19 protein-coding genes are annotated in these 24,494 nt (G+C 71.6%); 15 read left to right on the forward strand and 4 right to left on the reverse strand.

The features are described 5' to 3' along the window. Positions 1 to 25 precede the first annotated feature (25 nt). A complete protein-coding gene (locus tag O7626_RS27845; protein WP_278066342.1) occupies positions 26 to 2,029 on the reverse strand; it encodes an acetoacetate--CoA ligase in 2,004 nt (667 codons plus the stop codon). Positions 2,030 to 2,192: 163 nt separating this feature from the next. Further along, positions 2,193 to 2,735, reverse strand: coding sequence for an acyl-CoA thioesterase (locus O7626_RS27850; RefSeq protein WP_278064036.1), 543 nt, complete (start codon positions 2,733 to 2,735; stop codon positions 2,193 to 2,195). A 164-nt stretch (positions 2,736 to 2,899) separates the two neighbouring features. Here O7626_RS27850 and O7626_RS27855 point away from each other — a divergent pair, with 164 nt between their 5' ends. The 3 genes from O7626_RS27855 (at position 2,900) to O7626_RS27865 (ending at position 6,412) form a co-directional block, all read left to right on the forward strand. Further along, complete coding sequence (locus tag O7626_RS27855) at positions 2,900 to 3,559, forward strand: hypothetical protein (protein WP_278064037.1); 660 nt, start codon at positions 2,900 to 2,902, stop codon at positions 3,557 to 3,559. A 110-nt stretch (positions 3,560 to 3,669) separates the two neighbouring features. Next, the gene (locus tag O7626_RS27860; protein WP_278064038.1) at positions 3,670 to 4,617 is read left to right on the forward strand and encodes a hypothetical protein; all 948 of its coding nucleotides are present in this window, start codon (positions 3,670 to 3,672) and stop codon (positions 4,615 to 4,617) included. 466 nt (positions 4,618 to 5,083) lie between these two features. Beyond that, positions 5,084 to 6,412, forward strand: a complete 1,329-nt coding sequence (locus O7626_RS27865) for an RICIN domain-containing protein (RefSeq protein WP_278064039.1) — start codon at positions 5,084 to 5,086, stop codon at positions 6,410 to 6,412. A gap of 225 nt (positions 6,413 to 6,637) precedes the next feature. Here O7626_RS27865 and O7626_RS27870 read toward each other — a convergent pair whose 3' ends face one another. Next, positions 6,638 to 7,408, reverse strand: coding sequence for a FadR/GntR family transcriptional regulator (locus tag O7626_RS27870; protein ID WP_278064040.1), 771 nt, complete (start codon positions 7,406 to 7,408; stop codon positions 6,638 to 6,640). Between the two features lie 267 nt (positions 7,409 to 7,675). On the opposite strand from O7626_RS27870, the gene O7626_RS27875 reads away from it, so the two are divergent. From O7626_RS27875 to O7626_RS27905, 7 genes are all read left to right on the forward strand, one after another. Continuing rightward, positions 7,676 to 8,833, forward strand: a complete 1,158-nt coding sequence (locus O7626_RS27875; RefSeq protein ID WP_278064041.1) for an extracellular solute-binding protein — start codon at positions 7,676 to 7,678, stop codon at positions 8,831 to 8,833. Positions 8,834 to 8,837: 4 nt separating this feature from the next. Further along, positions 8,838 to 9,812 carry a sugar ABC transporter permease gene (locus O7626_RS27880; protein WP_278064042.1) on the forward strand — a complete coding sequence of 325 codons (975 nt, stop codon included), beginning with the start codon at positions 8,838 to 8,840 and terminating at the stop codon, positions 9,810 to 9,812. After that, positions 9,812 to 10,639 (forward strand): carbohydrate ABC transporter permease, encoded by an 828-nt coding sequence (locus tag O7626_RS27885; RefSeq protein ID WP_278064043.1) that lies wholly within the window; start codon positions 9,812 to 9,814, stop codon positions 10,637 to 10,639. Before O7626_RS27880 ends, O7626_RS27885 begins: the two co-directional genes overlap by 1 nt. Position 10,640: 1 nt before the next feature. Beyond that, positions 10,641 to 11,861: a mandelate racemase/muconate lactonizing enzyme family protein gene (locus O7626_RS27890; protein ID WP_278064044.1), complete on the forward strand. Its 1,221-nt coding sequence runs from the start codon at positions 10,641 to 10,643 to the stop codon at positions 11,859 to 11,861. 79 nt (positions 11,862 to 11,940) lie between these two features. Next, positions 11,941 to 12,966 carry an alcohol dehydrogenase catalytic domain-containing protein gene (locus tag O7626_RS27895; protein WP_278064045.1) on the forward strand — a complete coding sequence of 342 codons (1,026 nt, stop codon included), beginning with the start codon at positions 11,941 to 11,943 and terminating at the stop codon, positions 12,964 to 12,966. Next, positions 12,963 to 13,724 carry a 2-dehydro-3-deoxy-D-gluconate 5-dehydrogenase KduD gene (gene kduD, locus O7626_RS27900; protein ID WP_278064046.1) on the forward strand — a complete coding sequence of 254 codons (762 nt, stop codon included), beginning with the start codon at positions 12,963 to 12,965 and terminating at the stop codon, positions 13,722 to 13,724. The genes O7626_RS27895 and kduD overlap by 4 nt, the downstream gene beginning before the upstream one ends. Next, a complete protein-coding gene (locus O7626_RS27905; protein ID WP_278064047.1) occupies positions 13,721 to 14,746 on the forward strand; it encodes an aldo/keto reductase in 1,026 nt (341 codons plus the stop codon). The genes kduD and O7626_RS27905 overlap by 4 nt, the downstream gene beginning before the upstream one ends. Positions 14,747 to 14,880: 134 nt before the next feature. Here the strand turns inward: O7626_RS27905 and O7626_RS27910 are convergent, their stop codons facing one another. Next, positions 14,881 to 18,444, reverse strand: coding sequence for a ThuA domain-containing protein (locus O7626_RS27910; RefSeq protein ID WP_278064048.1), 3,564 nt, complete (start codon positions 18,442 to 18,444; stop codon positions 14,881 to 14,883). Positions 18,445 to 18,870: 426 nt separating this feature from the next. Between O7626_RS27910 and O7626_RS27915 the strand changes: the two genes are divergently transcribed. From O7626_RS27915 to O7626_RS27935, 5 genes are read left to right on the forward strand one after another with little or no spacing between them, the layout of a single operon-like run. After that, positions 18,871 to 20,391 carry a sugar ABC transporter ATP-binding protein gene (locus O7626_RS27915; protein WP_278064049.1) on the forward strand — a complete coding sequence of 507 codons (1,521 nt, stop codon included), beginning with the start codon at positions 18,871 to 18,873 and terminating at the stop codon, positions 20,389 to 20,391. Then, positions 20,388 to 21,359: an ABC transporter permease gene (locus tag O7626_RS27920; RefSeq protein ID WP_278064050.1), complete on the forward strand. Its 972-nt coding sequence runs from the start codon at positions 20,388 to 20,390 to the stop codon at positions 21,357 to 21,359. The genes O7626_RS27915 and O7626_RS27920 overlap by 4 nt, the downstream gene beginning before the upstream one ends. Beyond that, a complete protein-coding gene (locus tag O7626_RS27925) occupies positions 21,360 to 22,343 on the forward strand; it encodes an ABC transporter permease (RefSeq protein WP_278064051.1) in 984 nt (327 codons plus the stop codon). An 11-nt stretch (positions 22,344 to 22,354) separates the two neighbouring features. Next, complete coding sequence (locus O7626_RS27930; RefSeq protein WP_278064052.1) at positions 22,355 to 23,539, forward strand: ABC transporter substrate-binding protein; 1,185 nt, start codon at positions 22,355 to 22,357, stop codon at positions 23,537 to 23,539. A gap of 5 nt (positions 23,540 to 23,544) precedes the next feature. Further along, a complete protein-coding gene (locus O7626_RS27935; RefSeq protein WP_278064053.1) occupies positions 23,545 to 24,462 on the forward strand; it encodes a sugar phosphate isomerase/epimerase family protein in 918 nt (305 codons plus the stop codon). Positions 24,463 to 24,494: the final 32 nt, after the last annotated feature.

Consider the following 24,494-nt stretch of genomic DNA (forward strand, 5'->3'; position numbering starts at 1 on the left):
AGCGGGACCGGCGCCCCGCCCTGTGCTATGGCCGGCCGGCGGTCCGCTGCCGGGCGAACCGCTCGAAGGCGACGAGCGACTCCGGGTTGGCCAGTGCGCCGGTGGCGGCGGCCGAGTCCACCGCCGCGCCGGTGAGGATCTTCTTCACCGGCACCTCCAGCTTCTTCGCCGACAACGTCCTCGGCACCGCACCGACCTGGTGGATCGCGTCCGGCACGTGCCGGGGCGACAGCCCGGTACGCAGCTCCCGGTTGATCCGCCCGGTCAGCTCGGCGTCCAGCTCCAACCCCTGCGCGAGTACGACGAAGAGCAGCAGCTCGCCCGCGCCGCCCTCGTCGTCCTCCAGGTGCACCACCAGCGAGTCGGTCACCTCGGGCAGCCCCTCGACCACCGAATAGAATTCGGCCGTGCCGAGGCGTACGCCGCCCCGGTTGAGGGTGGCGTCGGAACGGCCGGTTATCACACAGCTGCCCCGCCCGCTGACGGTGATCCAGTCGCCGTGCCGCCACACCCCGGGATAGACGTCGAAGTACGCCTCCCGGTAGCGGCTGCCGTCCGGGTCGTCCCAGAACCCGACCGGCATGCTCGGCATCGGTGCGGTGATCACCAGCTCGCCGAGCTGGTCCAGCACCGGCTCGCCGTCGGCCGACCGGGCCTCCACCCGGGCACCGAGGCAGCGGCAGGTGATCTCACCGGCCACCACCGGCAGCAGCGGCACGCCGCCGACGAAACCGGTGCAGACGTCGGTGCCGCCGGAGATCGAGTCGAGCCGCAGGTGCGCGCCGACGGAGTCGTACACCCAGCGGAAGCCCTCGGCCGGCAGCGGCGCACCTGTCGAACCGACCCCGCGGACCGCGGAAAGGTCGAATGATTCGGCCGGGCGTAGCCCGGCCTTGCGACAGGCCAGCAGGAACGGCGCCGAGGTGCCGAAGTAGCTGGTGCGGGTCTCGGCGGCCAGCCGCCACAGCGTGCCCAGGTCCGGCTCGGCCGGGCGGCCCGGCTCGGCCCGCACCGCCGGGTTGCCGTCGAAGAGCACGATCGCCGCACCCACCGCCGGGCCGGAGACCAGGAAGTTCCACATCATCCAGCCGGTGGTGGTGAACCAGAAGAACCGGTCGCCGGGGCCGAGGTCGTGGTGCAGGGCCAGCATCTTCAGGTGTTCGAGCAGGATGCCGCCGTGCCCGTGCACGATCGGCTTCGGCAGCCCGGTGGTGCCGGAGGAGTAGAGCACGTAGAGCGGGTGCTCGAACGGCACGGCCGCGAAGGCCAGCGGCTCGTCGGTGCCGGCCGCCAGCTCCGCCCAGGCCAGCGTCCCGTCCGGCGGCGCGGCGTCCGGCTCCAGATAGGGCAGCACCACCGTGTGTACCAGGGACGGCAGCTCGGCCCGGATCGTCGCCACCTCGGCGCGCCGGTCGACGGGCTTGTCGCCGTACCGGTAGCCGTCCACCGCCACCAGCACGGTCGGGGCGATCTGCCGCCATCGGTCGAGCACGCTGCGGGTGCCGAACTCGGGGGCGCAGGAGGAGAAGACCGCCCCGAGGCTGGCGGTGGCGAGCATCAGCACGAGGGTCTCGGGGACGTTCGGGGCGTACGCCGCCACCCGGTCGCCCCGGCCGACACCGAGCCGGACCAGTCCGGCCCGGACCCGGCGTACCTGCTCGCGCAGTTCCGCGGCGGTGAGGGTGACCGGGGCCCGGGTCTGGCTGTGCGCGATCACCACCGGCTCGTCGTCGCCGAGCCCGGGCATCCGGAGTACGTGCTCGGCGTAGTTGAGGGTGGCGCCGGGGAACCAGCGGGTGCCGGGCATGGTCGGGTCGACCAGGGTGGCGGTCGGCTCGGTGTGCGCCTGGACCTCGAAGTAGTCCCAGATCGAGCGCCAGAAGCCGGCGAGATCGGTGACCGACCACGGCCAGAGCGCGGCGTAGTCGTCGAAGTCGAGTCCCCGGTGCCGGCGCAGCCAGCGCAGGTAGTCGCCGATCCGGGACCGGTCCTCGCCGGCCGGTGGCGGCGTCCAGAGCACCTCGCCCACCATGGTCCTGCTCCTCCCTACGGCCAGCACACCGGTGTGCTGGGCCCGGTCGCCATACTGCCGTACCCCGACCCGCAATTCTCCGCCCGGAGGCCGGCACCGGTACGCGTGCCCGGCCCACATCTCCGACCCCTGGACCATGTGGGTCGCCGCCGGGGTCGGCTCAGCCGGCGACCGAGGGGTCGGCGGCGGCGCCCCGGTGTGCCTGGATCGCCTTGCGCTTGGCCAGCCGGTGCGCCCGGCGGATCTCCGCCTCGCGGAACCGGCGCTCGTCCGAGGGGGTCTGCGGCAGTACCGGGCGGACCGGGCGCGGGTTGCCGGCCACGTCCACCCCGACGAAGACCAGGTAGGCGGTGGCCACCAGGATCGGGTCGTCCTCGGCGCTGTCCCAGCGCTCGGCGACCACCCGTACCCCGACCTCCATCGAGGTCTGGCCGGTCCAGTTGACCTGGGCGTGCGCGTGCACCAGGTCACCGACCCGGACCGGCTCGGCGAAGACGATCTCGTCGATCGCGGCGGTGACCGCGGTACCGCCGGAGTGCCGGGCCGCCGACGCCCCGGCCACGTCGTCGACGAACTTCATCAGGACCCCGCCGTGCACGGTGCCGTAGAGGTTGACGTCGACCGCCGTCATGATCCGGCTGAGCGTGACCCGGGAGTACGAGGTCGGCTTGCCGGACGGCTGCGGCGCGGGCTGCTCGGTCATGCCGCAACGGTACGGCGATCTCCCGGACCCCCGCCCGCGCCGGTGACGCCGGTTACCCCGATCACCCCGGTCCGCCGGTCACCGGACGGTGACAATCAGCAAGTTCGATTTAAGACGCGCCGAGGCAGGCTGCCGGGCGGCGTCCGAGGCGGTACGGTGCGCGGATGCGACATCTCTGGAGCTTCCTCGCCGGAGTGGTGGCGGCGCCACTGACCTGGGCCTTGATCGCGCTCGGTCAGGACGGGTCCGCCCGCACCGTCACCCGCTGGGTGGAAGTCGGTACGTTCAACACGGCCAACCTGATCCAGGGGGCCGTCTACCTCGGCGTCGCCGGCATCCTGCTCGGCCTGCTCGGCACGCTGCGGCTCTCCCCGGCCGGTCCACTCGTCGCCGGCCTGCTGCTGGTCGCGCCGTACGTCGGGCTGTTCGTCGACCCCTTCACCGTGCGCGACGCGGTGCCGGCGAACTGGAAGGTCTTCGGCGACCCGCTGCCGCTGGTGCAGGTGCTCGACAACGGCACGACGTTCCTGGTCGGCGTGCTGCTGGTGATGGCGACCTTCAGCATCCAGCGCTGGCGTCGCTGGCCCCAGCCGGCTGCCGCCAGCCCCGCGCCGACGCCGTCCGATGTGGAGGAGAAGACCCCGACCGACTGGTCCCTGCTGAACAACCCGCCGGACAGCGACGTCAAGCCGCCGACGCTGGGCTATCCGGAGCGGGACACCGAACCCCTGCCGCCACTGCCGCGCCGGGACGCCGGATCGCCGTGGTCGGCGCCGCCCCGGACCGCGACGAAGCACGACGACGCCGGCAGTACGACAAGCTGACCCGTGCCGGGGCGGGTCGTCCGATCGGCCCGCCCCGGACCGACACGCCGAGGCCGGTGTTGCCCGGTCCGGATATGGTGCCGGCAGGCACCCGGTGCGAGGAGGATGCAGTGCGACACCTTGGATCCCTGGTATTCGGGCTGGTCAGCGCGCCGATCATCTGGGTGTTGTCCGGGATCGGCCTGGTCCAGTTCAACGGCGGCATCACCCGGGCCCGGACCGAGGACATGATCGTCGGATTCGTCGTGATCGCGGTCGTCGCCGGGCTGCTCGCCGCCCTGCTGCTGCCCCGCTGGTCCCCGGTCGGTACGGCCGCCGCCGGCCTGCTCTTCATGATCATGGCACTCTGGTCGATGGTCGACTTCGGGTCGATGGTCGACGTGCTGCCGCGCTCCTTCCTCGGCGTCGACTTCGCGTTCACCGCGCCGTCCGGAGCGTTCGCCACACTTGTCGCCGTGCTGCTGGGCGCCACCGTGCTCGTGCCGCAGCGCTGGCGCTCGCCCCGGCCCGCGACGGCCGGCTTCCCCGGTGCCGCCGGCCAGCCCGGCTACCCGTCGCACCCGCCGGCCGGGCAGTTCCCGCCCGGTGCACAGCAGCCGGGCCAGTTCCCGCCCGGTGCACAGCAGCCGGGCCAGTTCCCGCCCGGCGGGCCCGGTGCGCCGGGAGCCCCGCATCCGCCGAACTACGGCCCGTCGACCGGACCGAACTACGCCCAGTCCGCTCCGCCGAACTTCGGTCCCGCCGTGCCGCCGAGCTACGGTCCCGGAACGCCGCAGTATCCGGCGCCGCAGTATCCGGCGCCGCCGTACAACGCGCCGGCCGCCGGGGCACCGCAGTACGGTCCGCCGATCTCCAGCCCGCCGGTGCCGAGCGCGCCGCCCGTGCCGCCCACCTTCAGCCCGCTGACGCCGCCGGCTCCGGCGCCCCGGCCCGGTCGACCCGGCGGTGACGCGACGACCCAGTTCGTCGGCGGTCGATCGGACGAGACCACTCAGTTCACCGGCGGACCGGACGACGACGGCATGGACGGGGCGACCCGCCGCCTCGGCGACCGCTGAACCACCCCGGCGAGCGCCGGACCCCGCCCCGGTAGACCCCGCCGAGGAGCGCGTCCGGGGACCCGGGCTGCCGCCCGACCGCCGCTGACGCTGCCTGCGATCGCCGCCGTCGAGCGGCGAGGTGCATCGATGCGAATCGTTTGACGTATGACGTTGTTAGCGCTAACTTTTCCGGTGGGTCGAAGGCTGCCGGGAGCCTGACCCGAAGCAGCGGCGCGGACTGCCCAGGCTGCTCGACGTTCGCCGGCCCACGGGCAGGGGCCGGAACGCGAGCGCCGACCGCGCCGCCGTGCTCGCACACCAACCTGACGTGCTGACGCCACCACCGGACGCCGGCACACGGCAGGCCAGCCCGCGTCCGTCCTGATCGCGGGTGGCCCGATCGAAGGAGCGGATCATGAAGGCCACCGGTGCGGCACCACCCGCTGTCAGGCACAGACACCGCTGGCGGGCAGGCTTGGCGGCGATGGCCGCGGCGGTCCTCGCGGCCGGCGCCCTCGGCGTACTGCACGCGACACCCGCCTCGGCGGCCACCGTGGACACCAACGCCTGGTACGTGCTGGTCAACCGGAACAGCGGCAAGGCCCTGGACCTGTACGGCCTGGCCACCAACGACGGTGCGCGGATCAGCCAGTGGACCCGCAACGACGGGGCCAACCAGCAGTGGCAGTTCGTCGACTCCGGCGGCGGCTACTACCGGTTGAAGTCCCGGCACTCCGGCAAGGTCCTCGACGTGTCGAACGCGTCGACCGCCGACGGCGGCGCGATCGTCCAGTGGGCCGACCACAACGGCACGAACCAGCAGTTCCGGCTCGCCGACTCGGACGGCGGCCACGTCCGGCTGCTCAACCGGAACAGCAACAAGGCGGTGGAGGTGCAGGGCGCCTCGACGGCCGACGGCGCGAACGTCGTCCAGTACGCCGACGGCAACGGCAACAACCAGCAGTGGCAGCTGGTCCGGCTCGGCGGCGGCGGACCGACCGACCCGCCGCCGACCGGTGGCAGCGCCGGATGTGGCAAGGCACCGACGCTGCGCAACGGCACGCACTCGATCCAGAGCAACGGCAAGGCCCGCAGCTTCATCCTGCGGATGCCGAACAACTACAACAACAGCACCCCGTACCGGCTGATCTTCGCCTTCCACTGGCGGGGCGGCACCGCCAACGAGATCGACTCGGGCGGCACCAGCGGCCAGGCCTGGTCCTACTACGGCCAGTGGGAGCAGTCGGGCAACAACAGCGCGATCCTGGTGGCACCGCAGGGCTTCGGCAACGGCTGGGCCAACTCCGGCGGTGAGGACGTGGTCTTCGTCGACGACATGATCCGCCAGATCGAGAGCGACCTCTGCGTCAACCCGGCCCGCCGGTTCGCCACCGGCTTCAGCTGGGGCGGCGGGATGAGCTACGCCCTGGCCTGCGCGCGGGCCACGGTCTTCCGGGCGGTCGCGGTGATCGCCGGCGCGCAGATCAGCGGGTGCAGCGGCGGGTCACAACCCATCGCGTACTTCGGGCTGCACGGCATCTCGGACAACGTCCTGAACATCTCCCAGGGCCGGGGCCTGCGGGACACGTTCGTCCGGAACAACGGGTGCACCGCGCAGAACCCGCCCGAGCCGGCGGCGGGCAGCCGGACGCACCGCACCACCGCCTACTCGGGCTGCCGGTCGGGGTACCCGGTGCAGTGGGCCGCGTTCGACAACGGCCACATGCCCGGCCCGGTCGACGGGACCTACTCGGAGAGTGGCGTCACGACCTGGACCAAGGGTGAGATCTGGCGGTTCTTCGCGCAGTTCTAGGGACACGCCCTTCCGCGCTCTGGCGGGACAGGGCAGCGGCCACGGCCCGGGGCACTACGGGTCGTGGCCCTGCTCCCGCCGGGGTCCAGCAGATACTCCGGCCCCGACGGCTCGGCGCCGACCGGACGAGGCGGGCTCACGGCGGCGGAAGTGGGCCCTCCGCCGACCGGGAGCCCGCTCCGGCGTCGGGCCGCGGGGCCGGACCTCCGGCCGCGCGGGGTCGGATCACCGTTGCAGGCGCGCCGGACTGCCCGATCCACCCCGGCGCACCAGCCACGCCTCGGTGATGTGCGTGAACATCGCCTCGGCGGCGCCCTCCGGGTCCTGCGCGGCGATCCGGTCGTAGATGCGCCGGTGTCCCTGGTTGGACGCCACGCAGAGCGCCCGTTCGGTCCGGCCCATGTACCGGGCGGTGTTCACCACCTGGCTCTCCAGCGACCGTACGACGCCGCGGGCGATCCGGTTTCCGGACGCCTGCATGACGGTGTCGTGGAAGGCGCGGTCGTGGTCGTGGTAGGCGACGTGGTCGTCCACCAGCTCGTCCATCCGGTCCACCAGCTCGCGCAGTCGTCGCAGGTGCTCCGGGCCGGCCTGCCGGGCGGCCACGTTCGCCATGTCGGACTCCAGCACCCGCCGGGTGACGACGAGGTCGTCCAGGATCGCCAGGGTGTCGTCCTGGGCGATTGTCGCACCGAGGACCAGCTCGTCGAGCATGTCCCACATCGAGGGCGGGGTGACGGTGGTGCCGCTGCCCTGCCGGACCTGCACCAGCCCCTTCTCCTGGAGAATCTTCACGGCCTCCCGGACGACGGTCCGGCTGACCGAGAAGGTCTCGCAGAGGATCGGCTCGGGCGGCAGCGGCGTGCCGGACGGGTGCTGTCCGCGGACGATCCGCTCGACCAGTTCCGCGGTCACCGCCCTGGCCAGGTTGGCCGGTCGCCGTGACCAGGCCGGGGGTGCGGGAGCGCCCGGATTCGCTTGTCGCGATGTCGTCATGTCCCCTCCGGGGTGCCGTGCGCATGTGTGGGATACGAACGGCGTGTTCAGTGTACGGCCTGACTATTGACGTCAGACGTCATACGAGTTACCTTCGCCGCAATCTAGCAACATCCCCGGCCGCCCGGTCGGCCACTCCCTACGAAGGTGAGCAGCGCGATGAAGCGAGCAGTCTGGTCAGCGGTCCTCGTTGCGGGATTGGCGCTGGCCGGCTGCGGAAGCGCCACAGAATCCGGTTCCTCGTCCTCGGGCTCCGGGGACAAACTGGTGGTCTGGGACTGGAAATCCGGTGAACCCGCAGCCGCAGCCTATATCGAGAAGGCGAAGGCCGACTTCGCCAAGAAGCACCCCGACGTCACCGTCGAGTTCGTGGCTCAGCCGTTCGACCAGTACTACACCCTGCTCGGTGCGGCCATCCAGGCCGGCAAGGGGCCGGACGTCGTCCTCTTCAACGGCGGCGGCCAGATCCGCGACCGGGTCAGCGCACTCCTGCCGCTCGACGAGTACGTGGCCGAGGACCGGCAACGACTGGCCGGCTGGGAGGCGTTCACCGCCGCCGACAAGACCTACGCCAGCCCGGTCACCCTGCAGGGGCACCCGATCTACTACAACAAGTCGCTCTACGAGAAGGCCGGACTCGACCCGGCGAAGCCGGCCGGCACCTGGGACGAGTTCGCCGCCAACTGCGCCACCATCACCAGCAAGACCGGCGCCAGGTGCTTCGCCCTCGGCAACAAGGAGGGCTACGGCATCCAGTTCTGGCTCTCCGGCCTGGCCTCCGGCGTGCTCACCACCGCCGAGTACGACGCCTGGATCGCCGGCAAGCGGGACTGGAACTCGCCGGACGTCAAGCGGATCTTCCAGCTCTGGAAGGAGGCCGGCGACAAGAAGCTGAACAACGACGGCGCCAACTCGACGGCGATGTTCAACGACTCCTTCGCGCTGTTCCAGTCCGGCAAGGCCGCCCACGTGATCGGGCTGATGTCGGACGTGGGGCACTGGAAGGACTTCAACGAGTTCCTGACGCCGGAGAAGCTCGGCGTGATGGGCGCCCCGGTGGTCACCGCCGGCACCACCCCGAGCCTGCCGTACGACGGCGGCATCGGGTACGGCGTCGCGAAGTGGACCAAGGACCCGAAGGTGGCCGCCGACCTGGTGCGCTCGCTGACCTCCACCGACGCCCTGAAGGCGTTCTTCGCCGATGCCGGCGCGATCGCCGCCGACACCACGATCGACGCGACCCAGGCCGGCCCGGCCGTCGGGACGATGATCTCGGGGCTGAAGTCCGGCAAGCCAGCGCTGCACGTCGCGCTCTCCTCGGAGGCGCTGGAGCTGATGGGACGCCTCTCCCAGCAGCTCCTGAGCGGCTCGGTCACCGTCGACGAGGTCGCCAAGCAGATGGCCGCGGTCGACAAGGCGGGTTGATCAGGTGTCGATCCGAGAAACCGTGTCGTCGGCCCGCCCGGCTTCGGCCGGGCGGGCCGGCGAGGCTGCCCGAGGCACGCCCGGCGGCCGTACCCGGCCGCGGCGGCGGTCCCGAGGGCTGACCGCCGAGCGGCTGGCGCCGTACGTGCTGGTGGCGCCGGCCGTCCTGATCATCGTGGTACTGCGGCTCTGGCCGCTGCTGCTCGGAGTCAACTTCTCCTTCACCGGCGACGGCGACCGCAACGGCACGGCGGTCGGCTTCGACAACTACCTCCGGCTGCTCGACGACCCGCTGTTCCGGCAGGCGCTGCGGAACGTCGGGCTGCTCGTGCTGCTGCTGCCGGTGGCGGTGGCCATCCCGGGCCTGCTCGCGACCCTCATCTTCCTGCGCGTACCCGGGCACCGGCTCTACCGCAGCGTCTACTTCTTCCCGGCCGTACTCTCGCCGGTCATCGTCGGCGCGATCTTCAACCTGCTGCTCGCGTTCGACGGCCCGGTCAACAGCGTGCTCGGCTCGGTCGGCCTCGGTCCGGTGGACTGGCTCGGCGACCCGGACGTGGCGATGTTCGTCGTGGTCGGCGTACACGTCTGGGCGACCTTCGGGATGGCCCTGGTGGTCTTCCTGGCCGGCTTCGCGACCCTGGACGCCGCGCTGCTCGACGCCGCCCGGGTCGACGGCGCGTCCCTGCCGCAGACCATCTGGCACGTGATCGTCCCCGGTCTGACCCGGACCATCCAGTTCGTCTTCGTGACCACGATGATCGGGATGCTGACCTCGATGTTCGGCCTGCTCTACGTCATGACCAGCGGTGGCCCGGAGGGCTCCACCTACCTACCGGAGTACTACGTCTGGATCCAGCAGGGTCAGATGAACCGTCCGGCCCTGGCCTCGGCCGCGTCGACGGTGCTCTTCGTGATCATGCTGGTCGTCGGCCTGCTCCAGATCAGGCTGCTCCGCCGGACCGGAAGGGTGGACTGATGTCCCGGATCGGCCTGGGCCGGTGGTTCGTCGCGATCCCGATGGCCCTGCTCGCGCTGGCCACGGTCTATCCGCTGGTCTTCACCGCGAACGTCGCGATGAAGACCCGGCGGGAGTACATCCTGGACCGCTTCTCGCTCACCGAGGCGCTGCGCTGGGAGAACGTCGTCACCGCCTGGACCAGCGTCGGGATGGGCCGGTACTTCGTCAACTCGCTCGTCGTGGTGACCGCCTCGGTGCTGCTGTTGCTGCTGTTCGGCTCGATGGCCGGCTTCGCCCTGAGCCAGCTGCGGTTCCGCGGGTCGTCGGCGCTCTTCCTGGGCTGTCTCGCCGGGCTCTTCGTCCCGTTCCAGGTGATCATGGTGCCGCTCGCCAGGATCATGGCGGACACCGGCCTGCTCGACACGTACCCCGGGCTGATCCTGGTGTACGTGGCGCAGTTCCTGCCCTTCACGGTCTTCCTGATGACGAGCTACTACAAGACCATCCCGGCGGAGATCATCGACGCGGCCCGGATCGACGGCAACAGCGTGTACGGCGTCTACCGGCGGATCATGCTGCCGCTGGGCACCCCGGCCCTGCTGTCGGTCGGCATCCTCAACGCGCTGTTCTGCTGGAACGACGTCCTGATGGCGCTCGTGGTGATGCCCTCGGCCGAGCACCGCACCCTGATGGTCGGGGTGACCTCGCTGCGCGGGCAGTACTCCGACGACATCCCGACCTTCGCCGCCGGTGTCATGATCGCCGCGATTCCCGTCCTGCTGGTCTACCTCTTCCTCCAGCGCCAGATCGCCGACGGCGTCGCCGCCGGTTCCACGAAGGGCTGACATGCGGATCACCGGGTACCGGACCCTCAGCACGGTCCAGGAGTGGGGGCGCCCCGTCGGCGACGCCAACGGGATCTTCCCGGACGGGGTCACCTCGCTGCCGATCGTCGTCGTCGAGACCGACGAGGGGATCACCGGGGTGGGCTTCGGGCCGCACGTCGAGATCGAGCGGATCTTCCCGGCGGTGGAGGGCGAGGATCCCCGCGCGGTGCCGGCACTCTACGACCGGATGCTGCGGCAGACCTTCAAGGCCGGCCACGCGGGACAGGTCTTCGGCACGATCGGCGCGATCGACACCGCCCTCTGGGACATCAAGGCCAAGGCGGCCGGTGAGCCGCTCTGGCGACTGCTGGGCGGCCGCGACCGGCGGGTCCCGGCGTACGCGTCCGGTCTGGACATCGGGCTGACCGACGACGAGCTGGTCGCGGAGTACCAGCGCTACGCCCGGCACGGGCTGCGGGCCGCCAAGCTCAAGGGCGGCCTCGACATCGACCGGGACCGGGAGCGGCTCTGCCTGGTCCGGGACGTACTCGCCGAGGCGGCCCCCGGGCAGCGGCCGGGACTGATGCTCGACGTCAACGAGGCGTGGACCCGCAAGCAGGCAGTCCGGCACGTCGGCGAACTGGAGCGGGTGCTGGACCTCATCTGGATCGAGGAGCCGGTCCGGCGCTGGGACGCCGACGGGCTGGCCGCGGTCAGCCGCGGGGTGCGGGCCTCGGTCGCCACCGGGGAGAACCTGACCGGGCTCGAACAGTACCGCCCGCTGATCACGGCGGGGGCGGTCGACGTCGTCCAGGCGTCCGCCGTCTGGGGGATCACGCACTTCCTCCGGGTGGCCGCCCTCGCCCACGCCCACGACCTGCCGGTCAGCCCGATCGGCAACAGCCCGGCCGGGCTGCTGCACGCCGCCACCTCGGTGCCGAACCACCTGGTGAGCGAGTTGCAGGACCTGCACCGCCCGATCGGGGTCGCCCTCGACCTGCACGTCGAGGAGGGTGCCTTCGTCCTCGGCGACTCGCCGGGCCTCGGCGTACTGCTCGACGAGGAGGCGATCGGGCGGTCGGACCGTACTCCGGGGGGCGTGACCGCGGAGAGCCCGAACGTCCGGCCGGAACGGGCCGGGCGGCGGCTGCTGGCCGGAGCCGACGGCGCCCGCCCACTGCTCCCGGTCGGCCCGGTCGGCGTCGGCCCCACCGCCAACCACCGGCGGCACCATCCCTGACCCGCCGCAGACCTCCCGCACCGCGACCGCCCCGGCGGCCCGCGGCAACGGACAACCGAACGCCGAGACGGAGGATCGATTGAAGGCAGTCGTCTACCGGGGCGCCCGCCACCTCGGGATCGAGGAGCGTGACCCGACGCCGCCGGGCCCCGGCCAGCTCCGGATCGCGGTGGCGTACACCGGGATCTGCGGCACCGACCTGCACATCTACCACGGGGACATGGACGCCCGGGTCGGCCCGTCGGCCGTACTCGGGCACGAGATGTCCGGCCTGGTCGAGGCGGTCGGTCCCGACGTCACCGGCTGGTCGGTGGGCCAGCCGGTGACGGTGATGCCCACCCGGTCCTGCGGCCGGTGTGCCGCCTGCCGGCGGGGTACCTCGCACATCTGTCACCGGATGGACTTCCTCGGCATCGACTCACCGGGCGCGATGCAGTCGTCCTGGACGCTGCCCGCCGACCTGGTGATCGCGCTGCCCGAGGAACTGCCGCTCGACCGGGCGGCGCTCGTCGAACCGGTCGCGGTCGCCGTGCACGACGTCCGGCGGGCGGACCTGCGGCCGGACGAGCACGTCGTCGTGGTGGGCGGCGGTCCGGTCGGCGTGCTCATCGCCCTGGTCGCCCGGGCCCGGGGCGCCCGGGTGAAACTCGTCGAACCCGCTCCCGCGCGGCGGGCGGTCGCCGCCGAGCTGGGCATCGAGACGGTCGACCCGAGCACCGCGGACGTGGTCGCGCTGACCGAGGAGTGGACCGGCGGCGCCGGCGCCGACGTGGCGTTCGAGGTGTCCGGCTCGGCCGCCGGTGTCGACACAGCGGTACGGGTGCTGACCACCCGGGGCCGGCTGGTGATGGTCGCGATCCATCCGCAACCCCGCCCGGTCGACCTGCACCGGTTCTTCTGGCGGGAACTGGAGCTGCTCGGTGCACGGCTGTACCAGCGCGACGACGTGGTCGAGGCGGTCCGGCTGGTCGCCGCCGACACCGTCCCGGTCCAGCCGCTGATCTCCCAGGTCGTACCCGTCGACGGCGTGCACACCGCCTTCACGGCCCTGGAGGGCGGCGCCGTGCTGAAGGTACTGCTCGACTGGCGGGAGGATGCCCGGTGACCGGCCTGTTCGACCTGTCCGGGCGGACGGCGGTGGTGACCGGCGCCCGCCGGGGCATCGGGCTGGCCATGGCCGAGGCGCTGGCGCTGGCCGGGGCCGACATCGTCGGCGTCTCCGCCCGGATGGAACCGGACGGCAGCGAGGTGGAACGCCGGGTCCGCGCCGCCGGGCGACGGTTCACGCCGCTGCGGGCGGACTTCGCCGACCGGGGCGCGGTGCACGAGCTGGCCGACCAGGTCGACGCGCTGGGCCCGGTCGACATCCTGGTAAACAACGGCGGCACGATCGCCCGGACCCCGGCGGTCGACCACCCGGACGAGATGTGGGACCACGTCATCGAGGTGAACCTGAACAGCCAGTTCGTGCTGAGCCGGCAGCTCGGCCGGCGGATGGTGGACCGGGGACGCGGGAAGATCATCTTCACCGCGTCGCTGCTCAGCTTCCAGGGCGGGATCACCGTGCCGGGGTACGCGGCCGCGAAGTCCGGCATCGCCGGGCTGACCCGGGCACTGGCCAACGAGTGGGCGGCACACGGCGTGAACGTCAACGCCGTCGCGCCCGGCTACATCGCCACCGACAACACCCGGGCGCTGCGCGAGGACGCCGACCGGAACACCGCCATCCTCGCCCGGATCCCGACCGGCCGGTGGGGCCGCCCCGACGACCTGGCCGGCGCGACCGTCTTCCTCGCCTCCGCCGCCTCGGACTACGTCAACGGCGTGGTGCTGCCCGTCGACGGCGGATGGCTGGGCCGGTGAGCGGACAGCCGGGCAGCGGACAGCCGGCGGGCGGGGCGGTCGGGGAGCTGCCGCGTAGCCCACTGGTCCGGCTCAGCGCGCTGGGCTTCGGCGCCGCGCAGGGCGGCAACCTCTATCGGGCGAGCACCGACGAGGAGTTCGCCGCCGCCGTCGACGCCGCCTGGGACGGCGGGATCCGCTACTTCGACACCGCGCCGCACTACGGACTCGGGCTCTCCGAGCGGCGACTCGGCGCCGCCCTGCGCTCCCGCCCCCGCGACGAGTACGTGGTGTCGACGAAGGTCGGCCGGCTGCTCGTACCCTCGCCGGAGGACGCACACCGGCGCGACCCGGAAGGGTTCGACGTCCCGGCCAGCCACCGGCGGGTCTGGGACTTCAGCCGGGACGGCGTGCTCCGGTCGCTGGAGGCGAGCCTGGAACGCACCGGGCTGGACCGGTTCGACGTGGTCTACCTGCACGACCCGGACGAGCACTGGACCGAGGCCGTCACCGGGGCGCTGCCCGCGCTTGTCGAACTGCGGGAGCAGGGCGTGGTGCGGGCCATCGGCGCCGGGATGAACCAGTCTGCGATGCTGGCCCGGTTCGTGGCCGGCGGTGACGTCGACGTGGTGATGTGCGCCGGGCGGTACACCCTGCTGGAACAGGGCGCGGCCGGCGACCTGCTGCCCGCCGCCACCGATGCCGGGGTGGGCGTGGTGGTCGCCGGGGTCTACAACTCGGGGCTGCTCTCCCGGGACCGGCCACCGGCCGACGCGTACTACGACTACCGGCCCGCTCCGCCGGAACTCCTCGACCGGGCGCGGCGGATCGCGGCGGTCTGCGAGGAACACGGGGTCACCCTGCCGCAGGCGGCCCTGGCCTTCGTACGCCGGCATCCCGCGGTCGTCTCGACGGTGGTCGGCCTGCGCGACCGCTCCCAGGTCGCCGAGACCCTGCGCCGGTCGACGGCGGTCGTTCCGGACGAACTCTGGGACGCGCTCGCGGCGGCCGGACTGCTCGAAACGCCCCCGTCCGCGGACTGAGCCCGCCGCCCGCGAGCGGCGGCCCGGCCGTTAGGAAGGGCCCCCTCATATACAAGAAGCGATATGAGGGGGCCCTTCTTCCTCCGCGGCGGCCCGACCGGGCCGTCACCGGCCTGCGCGTCGAGTCGAACGCGTCAGGCCGCGGTGAACCGCCACTGCTGGTTGGCGTTGCTGTGACAGCCCCACTGCAACAGCCGCGCCCCGTCGGCGGTGCCGCCGCCGTCGACGTCCAGGCAGTGCCCGCTGGGCACGCTCTTCACCGTGTACACCCCGGAGGTTCCGGTGGCGGTGACGGTGAACTTCTGCCGGTCGGTGTTGTTGCAGGTGGCCTGCTGGAGGTAGGCACCCTGCACGGTGGAGCCGCCGGTCACCTCGGCGCACTTGCCGCTGTGCCCGGCCTTCAGGTAGACCGCGCCGTTCCCGGCGTCGACGGCCTGCCACTTCTGGTTGTTGCCGCCGGTCGCCGCCCACTGGTGGATCTGTGCGCCGTCGGCGGTGGAGACGCCGCTGACGTCCATCAGCTTGCCGCTGTGCTGCGCGGTCAGGGTCCAGGTCTTGCCCGCCACGCCGCTGCCAGGATCGGGGTTACCGGAACCCGGTACGCCGACCCCGTTGCCGCCGAAGGTGTGCGAGTCGAGGTCGAACCAGTTGTTGGCGCTGCCCTTGAAGACCAGGTAGAGGGTGTGCGACCCGGTCAGCGACGCCACGCTGACCGGCGGGGTGGACTGGTAGTTGTCCCAGCCGCCGGTGCTCGGCACCGGAGTGGTGGCCAGCAGCGTGCCGGTCGGTGAACCGGCGCGCAGCTCGATCGTGCCGCCACCGGACGGCGACGACAGCCGGTAGCTGACGTTCGTGATGCCCGACAGGCTCATCGGGGTGAACGCCACCCAGTCGTTGTTGGAGATGTCGCCGACCCGCTTGCCGCTCTCCGCACCGGCCTGGTCGACCACCCGGGTGCCGGACTGGCTGCTGTAGTACTCGGCCTGCTTGTGTTTCGGTTGCAGGATTGCCTGCCCGTGCCCGGTCAGCGGGTTCGCGCCGCCGGCACCGCCGTTGTCGGTGTACCGGGCGTTGAGCACGTAGAACAGGTTGGCCCCGTCGGGGTGCCCGCCGAGCAGGTCGGTGGAGATCGTCCCGGAGCAGCCGGCGTAGTCCGTGGTCTCGTGCGCGTGGTCGTCGTGGCCGAGGGCCGGGTTGAGCAGCACCTTGGAGCAGTCGACCGCGGCGCCACCCGGATCCGTGACGGTGATCTGGTACGACACCTTGTCCCCGAAGGTCAGCATGCCGCCGTTGGCCGGGGTGGTGATGGTGACCACCGGAGCGGTGTTGCCGACCGTGATCTGTACGTTGGCGAAGCCGCTCTTCCCGCTGCTGTCGGTGACCTTCAACTGGGCCGTGTAGTTGCCGTTGGCGGTGTAGACCTTCGCCGGGTTGGCCGCGGTCGAGGTGGTGCCGTCACCGAACGTCCACTGGTAGCTGAGCGTGTCGCCGGGGTCGGGATCGGCCGTGCCGGCGCTGCTGAACTGGACGTTCAGCGGGGCGTTGCCGCTGGTGGGCGTACCGGTGGCCTTGACGATCGGCGACCGACCGCCCTGGATGTAGTCGATCCGGTAGAGCCCGGAGTCGCTGTTGCCGCCACCGAAGTTGGTGCCCCACTCCAGCAGGTAGAGCGAGCCGTCCTTGCCGAACTCCATGTCCATCGGCTTGTTGAAGTTGCCGGCCGGCAGGAACGGGTTGGTCCGGGTGACCGTGGTGGCGGAGTCGAAGTGCACCTCCTTGACATAGTTGCGCGCCCACTCGTAGAAGAAGTGCACCCCGTCGTAGTACGGCGGGAACTTCGTCTGGGACGGGTTCGCCGGGTCGTACCGGTAGACCGGGCCGCCCATCGGCGCCGAGCCGCCGGAGCCGAGCTCCTGGAAGGTCGGCGAGGTGCCGTAGCCGTACCAGATCTGGGGTGCGACGACCGGCCGCAGGCTGGTCAGGCCGGTGTTGTTCGGCGAGTTGTTCACCGGCGCCGAGCAGTTGAACTTGGCACCGACCACACCCGTGTCCGGGTTGAACGGCGCGTACGGCTGGTTGTCGCCGTGGCAGAACGGCCAGCCGTAGTTGCCCGGGGACTTGATGACGTTGAGTTCGACGAGCCCCTCCGGGCCCCGGTTGGTGGTCGGCGGGTTCCGGTCAGGCCCGTAGTCGGCCAGGTAGACCCAGCCGTTCGCCGGGTCGACCGAGAACCGGAACGGGTTGCGGAAGCCCATCGCGTAGATCTCGGGCTTGGTCTGCGCGGTGCCCTGCGGGTAGAGGTTGCCGGTCGGGATGGTGTATCCGCCGCTTGCCGAGGGCCTGATCCGGAGCAGCTTGCCGCGCAGGTCGTTGGTGTTGCCGGCGGACCGGGCGGCGTCCAGGTTGGACTTGCCGGACCGCCAGTCCAGCGGGGCGTAGCCCTGCCAGTTGGGGTCGAGGTTCGGCGGGGTGTCGTCACCGGTGCCGATGAAGAGGTTCCCGTCCGGGCCGAACTCGATGTACCCGCCGGTGTGGCCGGGCTCGGGGAACGTCCGGTCCCGGTACGCCGGGATGTCGATGATCCGCACCTCGCTGGAGAGGTTCAGCGTGTCGCCGGTGAGGGTGTACCGGGAGACCCGGTTGACGTCGGTCGAGCTGCTGGCCGGCGAGTGGTAGAGGTAGACGTACCCGTTGCTGGCGAAGTTGGGGTCCAGCGCCATGCCGGTGAGGCCGTCCTCGCCGCCGGTGTAGACGCTGAGCGTGCCGGCGGTGACCGTGGTGTTCGTGGACGGCTTGAAGATCTTCAGTTGGCCGGCCCGCTGGGCGTAGAGCACCCGGCCGTCGGGTGCCACCGCCAGGGCCATCGGGTCGACGGTGTTGTCGTCGAGGGTGCGCTTCTCGAAGTTGCCCCAGACGGTGCCGCCGCAGTCGCCGGGCTCGTTGCCGGCGGCCCACTTGACCCCGCCGAGCACGTGGTTGCGGAAGTGCGTCTCGCTGTAGGACTCGATGGCGTGCCCCATCGCGGTGGCCCAGACCCGCCCGCCGCCGGTGTTGCGGCACCAGGAGATCGGGTGGTCCGGCCCCATCGCCCGGGAGCCCGGGTTGTAGGTCCGCTCGTCGGCGGTGACCAGGACGTGCACCTGGCCGCGCGGGTTGCGGTCGAAGTTGTACCACTCCTCGCTGCGGTTCCACCGGTCCGGCAGGCTGGCCGTCGACGGGTGCTTCTTGTCGGCGACGATGGCGGTGCCGGGCAGTACCCCGGGTGAGTGCTCCGGCATGTGCGCTCCGGCGTTCACCGTCTGGTCCCACCACGGGTACTCGGACTCGATGCCCATGTCCGTGGCGTTGTGGATGGCGACGATGCCCTTGCCGCTGGCCAGGTAGCCCTCCACCGCCTGCCGCTGGGCGGCCGAGGTCCAGACCATGCCCGAGGTCTGGAACATGATGAGTACGTCGAAGGTGGCCAGGTTGGCCTGGGTGAAGACGCTCGAGTCCTCGCTGTGCACCAGCTCGAAGTTGTTCGCCGCCGCCTGCTGCTGGAACATCGAGATCCCCGCGGGGATGGAGTCGTGCCGGTAGCCGGTGGTCTTGGTGAACAGCAGGGCTCGGAAGGTGGGGGCCGCCGCTGCCGGCGGGACGAGTGCCAGTGCCAGCAACATGCCGGCCAGCACTCCGGTGATAAGTGTCTTGCGACGCATGCCGTCTCTCTTTCGCAGGGGCGGGGCGGGGTGCGACCACGGGCCGGCCGCGGGCCGCGGCGTGCCAGGTCGGGGCCTGGACGCCGGGAGCGCGGGTTCGCCCGGTCGGTCGTCGTGCCGTCCGCCGCGACGGCAGTCAGCGCCGCAGAACGTCACACAGCGTTACTTGGGCTGCCGTGTGTCCGTCCCGTGGTCCGCGAGGTCAGGATGACCAGATCATAGATACATGTCAATATTTCCTCGCAGGATTGATCTGATGTTCCAGGCCGAGCGGTTGCCATCCCCTGTCCGGCCATCGTGGACGGTTCGACGCCGCGTGGGGCCACACGCCGGGCCGGACGGCAGAACGAGGATTGCATGCACGGATGTGAACATCTATCTTCATACGTGTTACGTCTCATGGGTGTCAAGGAAGTGATCTGAGCTTTGTCAGACGATGCCGCCATACGGACGCCGCTGCTCTCGCTCCGCGACGTCGGCAAGTCGTTCCTCGGAGTACGCGTCCTCGACGGGGTGGACCTCGACGTGGCGGCCGGCGAGGTGCACGCGGTGGTCGGCGAGAACGGCGCCGGGAAGTCCACCCTCATGAAGATCGTCTCGGGTGCGCACGCCCCGGACGGCGGCACCCTCACCTTCGCCGGTGCGGACCGGACGTTCCGCGGCCCGCGCGACGCGCAGCGGGCCGGCATCGGCATCATCCACCAGGAGTTCAACCTGCTGCCGGAGCGCACCGTCGCGGAGAACGTCTACCTGGGCCACGAGCCGGTGCGCCGCGGCCTGGTCGACCGCCGGGCCATGCACCGGCGCACCGCCGAACTGCTCGGCTCGATCGGCGAGACCTCGCTGCCGACCGACGTGCCGGTCGGACAGCTCGGGGTGGCACAGCAGCAGGTCGTCGAGATCGCCAAGGCGCTCGCCCTCGACGTGCGGCTGCTCATCATGGACGAGCCCACCGCGGCACTCGCCGACCACGAGGTCGAACTGCTCTACGGCCTGGTCCGCCGGCTCACCGAACGCGGCATCGGCCTGCTCTACGTCTCGCACCGGCTCACCGAGGTCTTCGCGCTGTCCAGCCGGATCACGGTGCTCAAGGACGGCCGCCGGGTCTGCACCCTGGAGACCGCCGACACCACAGTGGACGACCTGGTGCGGCACATGGTCGGCCGGGAGCTGTCCAGCTACTACCCGGAGCGGGCCGCACCGGACGACGTCGGGCCGGTCCGGCTCAGCGTCCGGGACGGCGGCAACCGGAAACTGCGCGGGGTCGACCTGGAGCTGCGCGCCGGCGAGGTGCTCGGCATCGGCGGCCTACAGGGCTCCGGGCGCTCGGCGCTGGCCCGGGCGCTCTTCGGCGTCGCCCCGTTCACCAGCGGCACCGTGACCGTCAACGGCACCACCCGGGCACTGCGCTCGCCGCGCGAGGCGATCCGGGCCGGCATCGCCTACGTCAGCGAGGACCGCAAGGGCGAGGGGATCGTCGGCCGGCAGTCGGTGCTGGACAACGCCCTGCTGGCCAGCCGGGCGGTGCGGATGCGGGTCCGCTCCGGCCACGCCGCCCGGACCGTACGGGTCCGGGAACTGCTCGGTGCCGTGGAACTGCGCTCCGCCGGGGAGGACCAGGAGATCCGCTTCCTCTCCGGCGGCAACCAGCAGAAGGTGGTACTCGCCCGCTGGCTCGCCCTCAGTCCCCGGATCCTGCTCTTCGACGAGCCGACCCGGGGCATCGACGTGGGCGCCAAGGCGGTGGTGCACGACCTCGTCCGCCGGCTCGCCCGGGACGGCGCCGCGGTGCTGATGATCTCGTCCGAGCTGCCGGAGCTGATCGGCATGAGCGACCGGATAGTCGTCCTCCGCGACGGCCGGATCGCCGGCGAGCTGCCGGCCGGCGCCGCCGAGCAGGACGTGCTCGCCCTGGCCGTCGGTGCGGTACGGGAGACCGCCGGATGACCGCCGCACCCATCCTGGCGGTCCGGCGGAGCGTTCCGGGAGTCTTCGTCGCCTTGGCCCTGACCCTGGCGATCGGCGCCCTGGTGGTCGGGATCGACGGCGGCCAGCTCTTCAACCAGGCGACCACGGTGAGCCTGCTGCACGTCGCCGCCGGGCTCGGGCTCGTCGCCGTCGGGCAGACCCTGGTCATCCTCGGCGGCTCCCTCGACCTCTCCGTGGCGTACGTGGTCAGCCTCAGTACCCTGCTCGCCGCCGAGACCATGGCCGGCAGCGACGGCGCACTGCTGCCGGCCGTCCTGCTCGCCCTCGGGGTGAGCGCCGCGATCGGGCTGCTCAACGGGCTCTTCGTCACCCGGCTGCGGGTGAACGCCTTCATCGCCACCCTCGGCGTCGGGCTGCTGCTGAAGGGTTACCTCGACCACGGGTACGCCGGCCCGGCCGGCAGGACCTCCCCGGCGCTGGTGCAGACCCTCGGCTACCAGCGGATCGGCCCGGTGCCGGTGTCGTTCCTGCTGCTGCTCGCCGTCGCCGCGGCAGTCTGGTTCGCGCTCACGCGTACCCGGTTCGGGCACCACCTGCTCGCCGTCGGCGGCGATCCGGAGGTGGCCCGGCTCTCCGGGGTACGCACCGGCCGGGTCCTGGTCACCGCCCACGTACTCTGCTCGCTCTGCGCCGGGTTGGCCGGGATCTACCTGGCCAGCCGGCTCGGCTCGGGCGCTCCCCGGGTCGGCACCGAGGGCCTCTACGACCTGGAGTCGATCGCGGCGGTGGTGATCGGCGGGACCGCGCTGGCCGGCGGGCGGGGCGGCGTGGTCGGCACCGTCGGCGGGGTACTGCTGCTGGCCAGCATCGACGCCGTCTTCAACCAGCTCGAGGTCGACGCGTTCGTCAAGCAGGTGATCCGGGGCATCGTGATCATCGCCGCGGTCGCCCTCTACGCCCACCGGTCCCTGCGGAAGGCGGCCTAGATGCAGACCGTCGAGCGCCCTCCGCTGCGGTCACCGCTGTCCCGGGTACGCCCCGGCGGGCTACTGCCGATCGTCGCCATCCTCGCGCTGCTGCTGGTGCTGGTCGCGGTCCGGCAGCCCGACTTCCTCGCCCCGCCGTCGCTGATGTCCTTCCTCGGCCGCTCCGCACCGATCATCCTGCTCGCCGCCGGGCAGTACTTCGTGATCGTCTCCGGCGAGTTCGACCTCTCCGTCGGCTCCCTGGTCACCGCGCAGGTGGTGGTCGCCGCCCGGCTGATCGACAGCGACCCGGGCCGGACCTGGCCGGTGGTGTTGCTGCTGCTCGCCGCCGGCCTGTTCGTCGGGCTGGTCAACGGCCTGGTCACCACCCGGCTGCGGGTGCCGTCCTTCATCACCACGCTGGGCATGTTCCTGATCCTCGTCGGCGCGGTGTACCTCTGGTCCGACGGTGCGCCGAGGGGCGGGCTCTCCGAGGAGTTCCGCCGGTTCGGCCGGCGTGCCTTCGAGGACGTGCCGCTGCTCGGCCGGGTCCCGTACGCGCTGCTCGTGCTGCTGGTCCTCGCCGCCCTGGCCGTCCTGCTGGGCCGCTCCGACTTCGGCCGGACGCTCGTCGCCGTCGGCGACAACCCGCGCACCGCCGAACTGGCCGGGGTACGGGTCTGGCGTACCCGGACGATCGCCTTCATGCTCAGCGGCCTCGCGGCGGCGGTCGCGGCGATCCTGCTCGGCGGCTACAGCGGGGTCTCGTTCCAGGCCGGCGCCGGCCTGGAGTTCACCGCGATCACCGCCGTCGTGCTGGGCGGCGTCGCGCTGGGCGGCGGCCGCGGCTCGGTCGTCGGCGCGATGCTCGGGGCGCTGACCCTCGAACTGCTCTTCACCCTGATGAATTTCTACGGCGTCTCCGGCGCCCTCAGGTCGACCGTCCAGGGCGTGATCATCCTGGCCGCCGTGGCGGTCTCGGCAATGCGTTCCTCGTCCAGATAAGGGGAAATACCGTGAAACGCTCCCTCGCGGCTCTGGCCGCGGTCACCCTTTTGTCGCTCGCCGGGTGCGCCACCGACGAGCCGACCGCGACCCCCTCCGGCACCGCCAGCGCGGCCGCCGGCTCGGGCACCGGCGAACAGTCCAAGTTCTTCGTGCAGGCCGACTACGACGCCGAACTCGCGCTGCTCGGCGCCACCCCGACCGGCCCGGCGGACAAGCCGTGGGAGCAGGTCCTCGACCCGAAGATGGCGGAGACCACGAAGTTCAAGAAGGCCGGCCCGCACAAGATCTGCTTCTCCAACGCGGCCCTGAACAACCCGTGGCGGCAGGTCGGGTTCAAGACCATGCAGGCCGAGGTCGAGGCCCAGAAGAGCCGGATCAGCGAGTTCGTGCACGTCGACGCCGAGGGCAAGGACCAGAAGCAGATCGCGGACATCAACGACCTGCTCGGCAAGGACTGCGACGCGCTGCTCGTCTCGCCGAACACCACCGCCACGCTCACCCCGGCCGTCGAGGCGGCCTGCCGGGCGGGCCTGCCGGTCGTCGTTTTCGACCGCGGTGTCGACACCGACTGCCCGGTGACCTTCATCAACCCGATCGGCGGCTACGGCTTCGGGCACGTCGGTGCCGAGTTCGTCAGCCAGCGGATGAAGCCCGGCGGCAAGCTGCTCGCGCTGCGCATCCTGCCCGGTGTCGACGTACTGGAGACCCGCTGGTCCGCCGCGAAGGTCGCCTTCGACAAGGCGAAGGTCGACGTCGTCGGGGTGGAGTTCACCGACGGGGACCCGGCCAAGACCAAGAAGATCGTCAACGACTACCTCCAGCGGCACGGCTCCATCGACGGCGTCTGGATGGACGCCGGAGCGGTCGCGGTCGCGGCGGTCGAGGCGTTCCAGGACGCCGGCAAGCCGGTGCCGCCGATCAACGGCGAGGACCAGCTCGACTTCCTGAAGCTGTGGAAGGAGAAGAACCTCACCGCCATCGCACCGACCTACCCGACCTACCAGTGGCGTACCCCGGTGCTGGCCGCGCTGCGGATCCTGGACGGCCAGCCGGTCTCCAACCCGTGGAAGCTGCCGCAGCCGACGATCACCCAGGAGAACCTGGACCAGTACCTCGACCCGGGCATGCCACCGCTGCACTACGCGATGTGCGGCTGCACCGACCTGCCCGGCTACCCGCAACGCTGGAAGTAGGCAGCTTGTACGCCATCGGTGTCAACCCGTGGGTCTGGACGTCCCCGGTCGACGACCGGGCCCTCGCCGACCTCGTCCCGCGGATCGCCGCGTACGGCTTCGACGCGGTCGAGCTGCCGATCGAGCAGCCCGGCGACTGGGACCCGGCCCGGACCCGCGAACTGCTGGCCCGGTACGGCCTGGCCGCCGTCGCCGTCTGCGCGGTCACGCCGCCGGGGCGGGACCTGGTGTACGCGCCGCCGGCCGTGGTCGAGTCCACCGTGGCGTACCTGAAAGGCTGTGTGGACAGTGCGGCGGCCGTCGGCGCGTCCTGCGTCTGCGGCCCGCTGTACGCCTCGGTCGGCCGGACCTGGCGGATGTCGGCGGCGGAGCGCTTCGCCTGCTACGCCGAGTTCCGGCGGGCGCTCGCGCCGGTCGCCGACCATGCCGCCGAGCGGGGCGTCTCGCTCGGGGTGGAGGCGCTCAACCGGTACGAGACGAGTGTCGTGAACACGTTGGGGCAGGCCGTGGAGATGATCGAGGGCCTGCCGTCGAACGTCGGCCTGATGGTCGACACGTACCACATGAACATCGAGGAGGCGGACCCGTACGCGGCACTGGCGACCGCCGGCCCCTACCTCAAGCATGTGCAGGTCAGCGGCACCGACCGGGGCGCTCCCGGCGCGGACCACTTCGACTGGCCGCGCTTCCTCGGCACGCTGGGCGGGACCGGTTACCGGGGCGCGGTCTGCATCGAGTCGTTCACGGCCGAGAACGAGACGATCGCCACCGCCGCCTCGATCTGGCGCCCACTCGCCGTCACGCAGGACCGGCTCGCCCTGGACGGCCTGGAGCATCTCCGGAGGCTCCTGGACGGACGGTCCACAGCCACCACACCGTCCGCCCCGGCCGCTGCTCCGGGGCCGCCGGAGCCGCCGGACTGAGACCGCCAGTCAGCTCGATCGATTCTTGCGGA

The sequence above is a fragment of the Micromonospora sp. WMMD1102 genome (genome assembly GCF_029626265.1).
Lineage (GTDB): Bacteria > Actinomycetota > Actinomycetes > Mycobacteriales > Micromonosporaceae > Plantactinospora.

Bases quoted from the DNA above. Each gene is read 5' to 3' on its own strand.
- O7626_RS27855 (WP_278064037.1), top strand. From the start codon at position 2,900: ATGCGACATCTCTGGAGCTTCCTCGCCGGAGTGGTGGCGGCGCCACTG.
- O7626_RS27920 (WP_278064050.1), top strand. From the start codon at position 20,388: ATGACCGCCGCACCCATCCTGGCGGTCCGGCGGAGCGTTCCGGGAGTC.
- O7626_RS27870 (WP_278064040.1), bottom strand. From the start codon at position 7,408: ATGACGACATCGCGACAAGCGAATCCGGGCGCTCCCGCACCCCCGGCC.
- O7626_RS27890 (WP_278064044.1), top strand. From the start codon at position 10,641: ATGCGGATCACCGGGTACCGGACCCTCAGCACGGTCCAGGAGTGGGGG.
- O7626_RS27865 (WP_278064039.1), top strand. From the start codon at position 5,084: ATGGCCGCGGCGGTCCTCGCGGCCGGCGCCCTCGGCGTACTGCACGCG.
- O7626_RS27910 (WP_278064048.1), bottom strand. From the start codon at position 18,444: ATGCGTCGCAAGACACTTATCACCGGAGTGCTGGCCGGCATGTTGCTG.
- O7626_RS27850 (WP_278064036.1), bottom strand. From the start codon at position 2,735: ATGACCGAGCAGCCCGCGCCGCAGCCGTCCGGCAAGCCGACCTCGTAC.
- O7626_RS27925 (WP_278064051.1), top strand. From the start codon at position 21,360: ATGCAGACCGTCGAGCGCCCTCCGCTGCGGTCACCGCTGTCCCGGGTA.
- O7626_RS27885 (WP_278064043.1), top strand. From the start codon at position 9,812: ATGTCCCGGATCGGCCTGGGCCGGTGGTTCGTCGCGATCCCGATGGCC.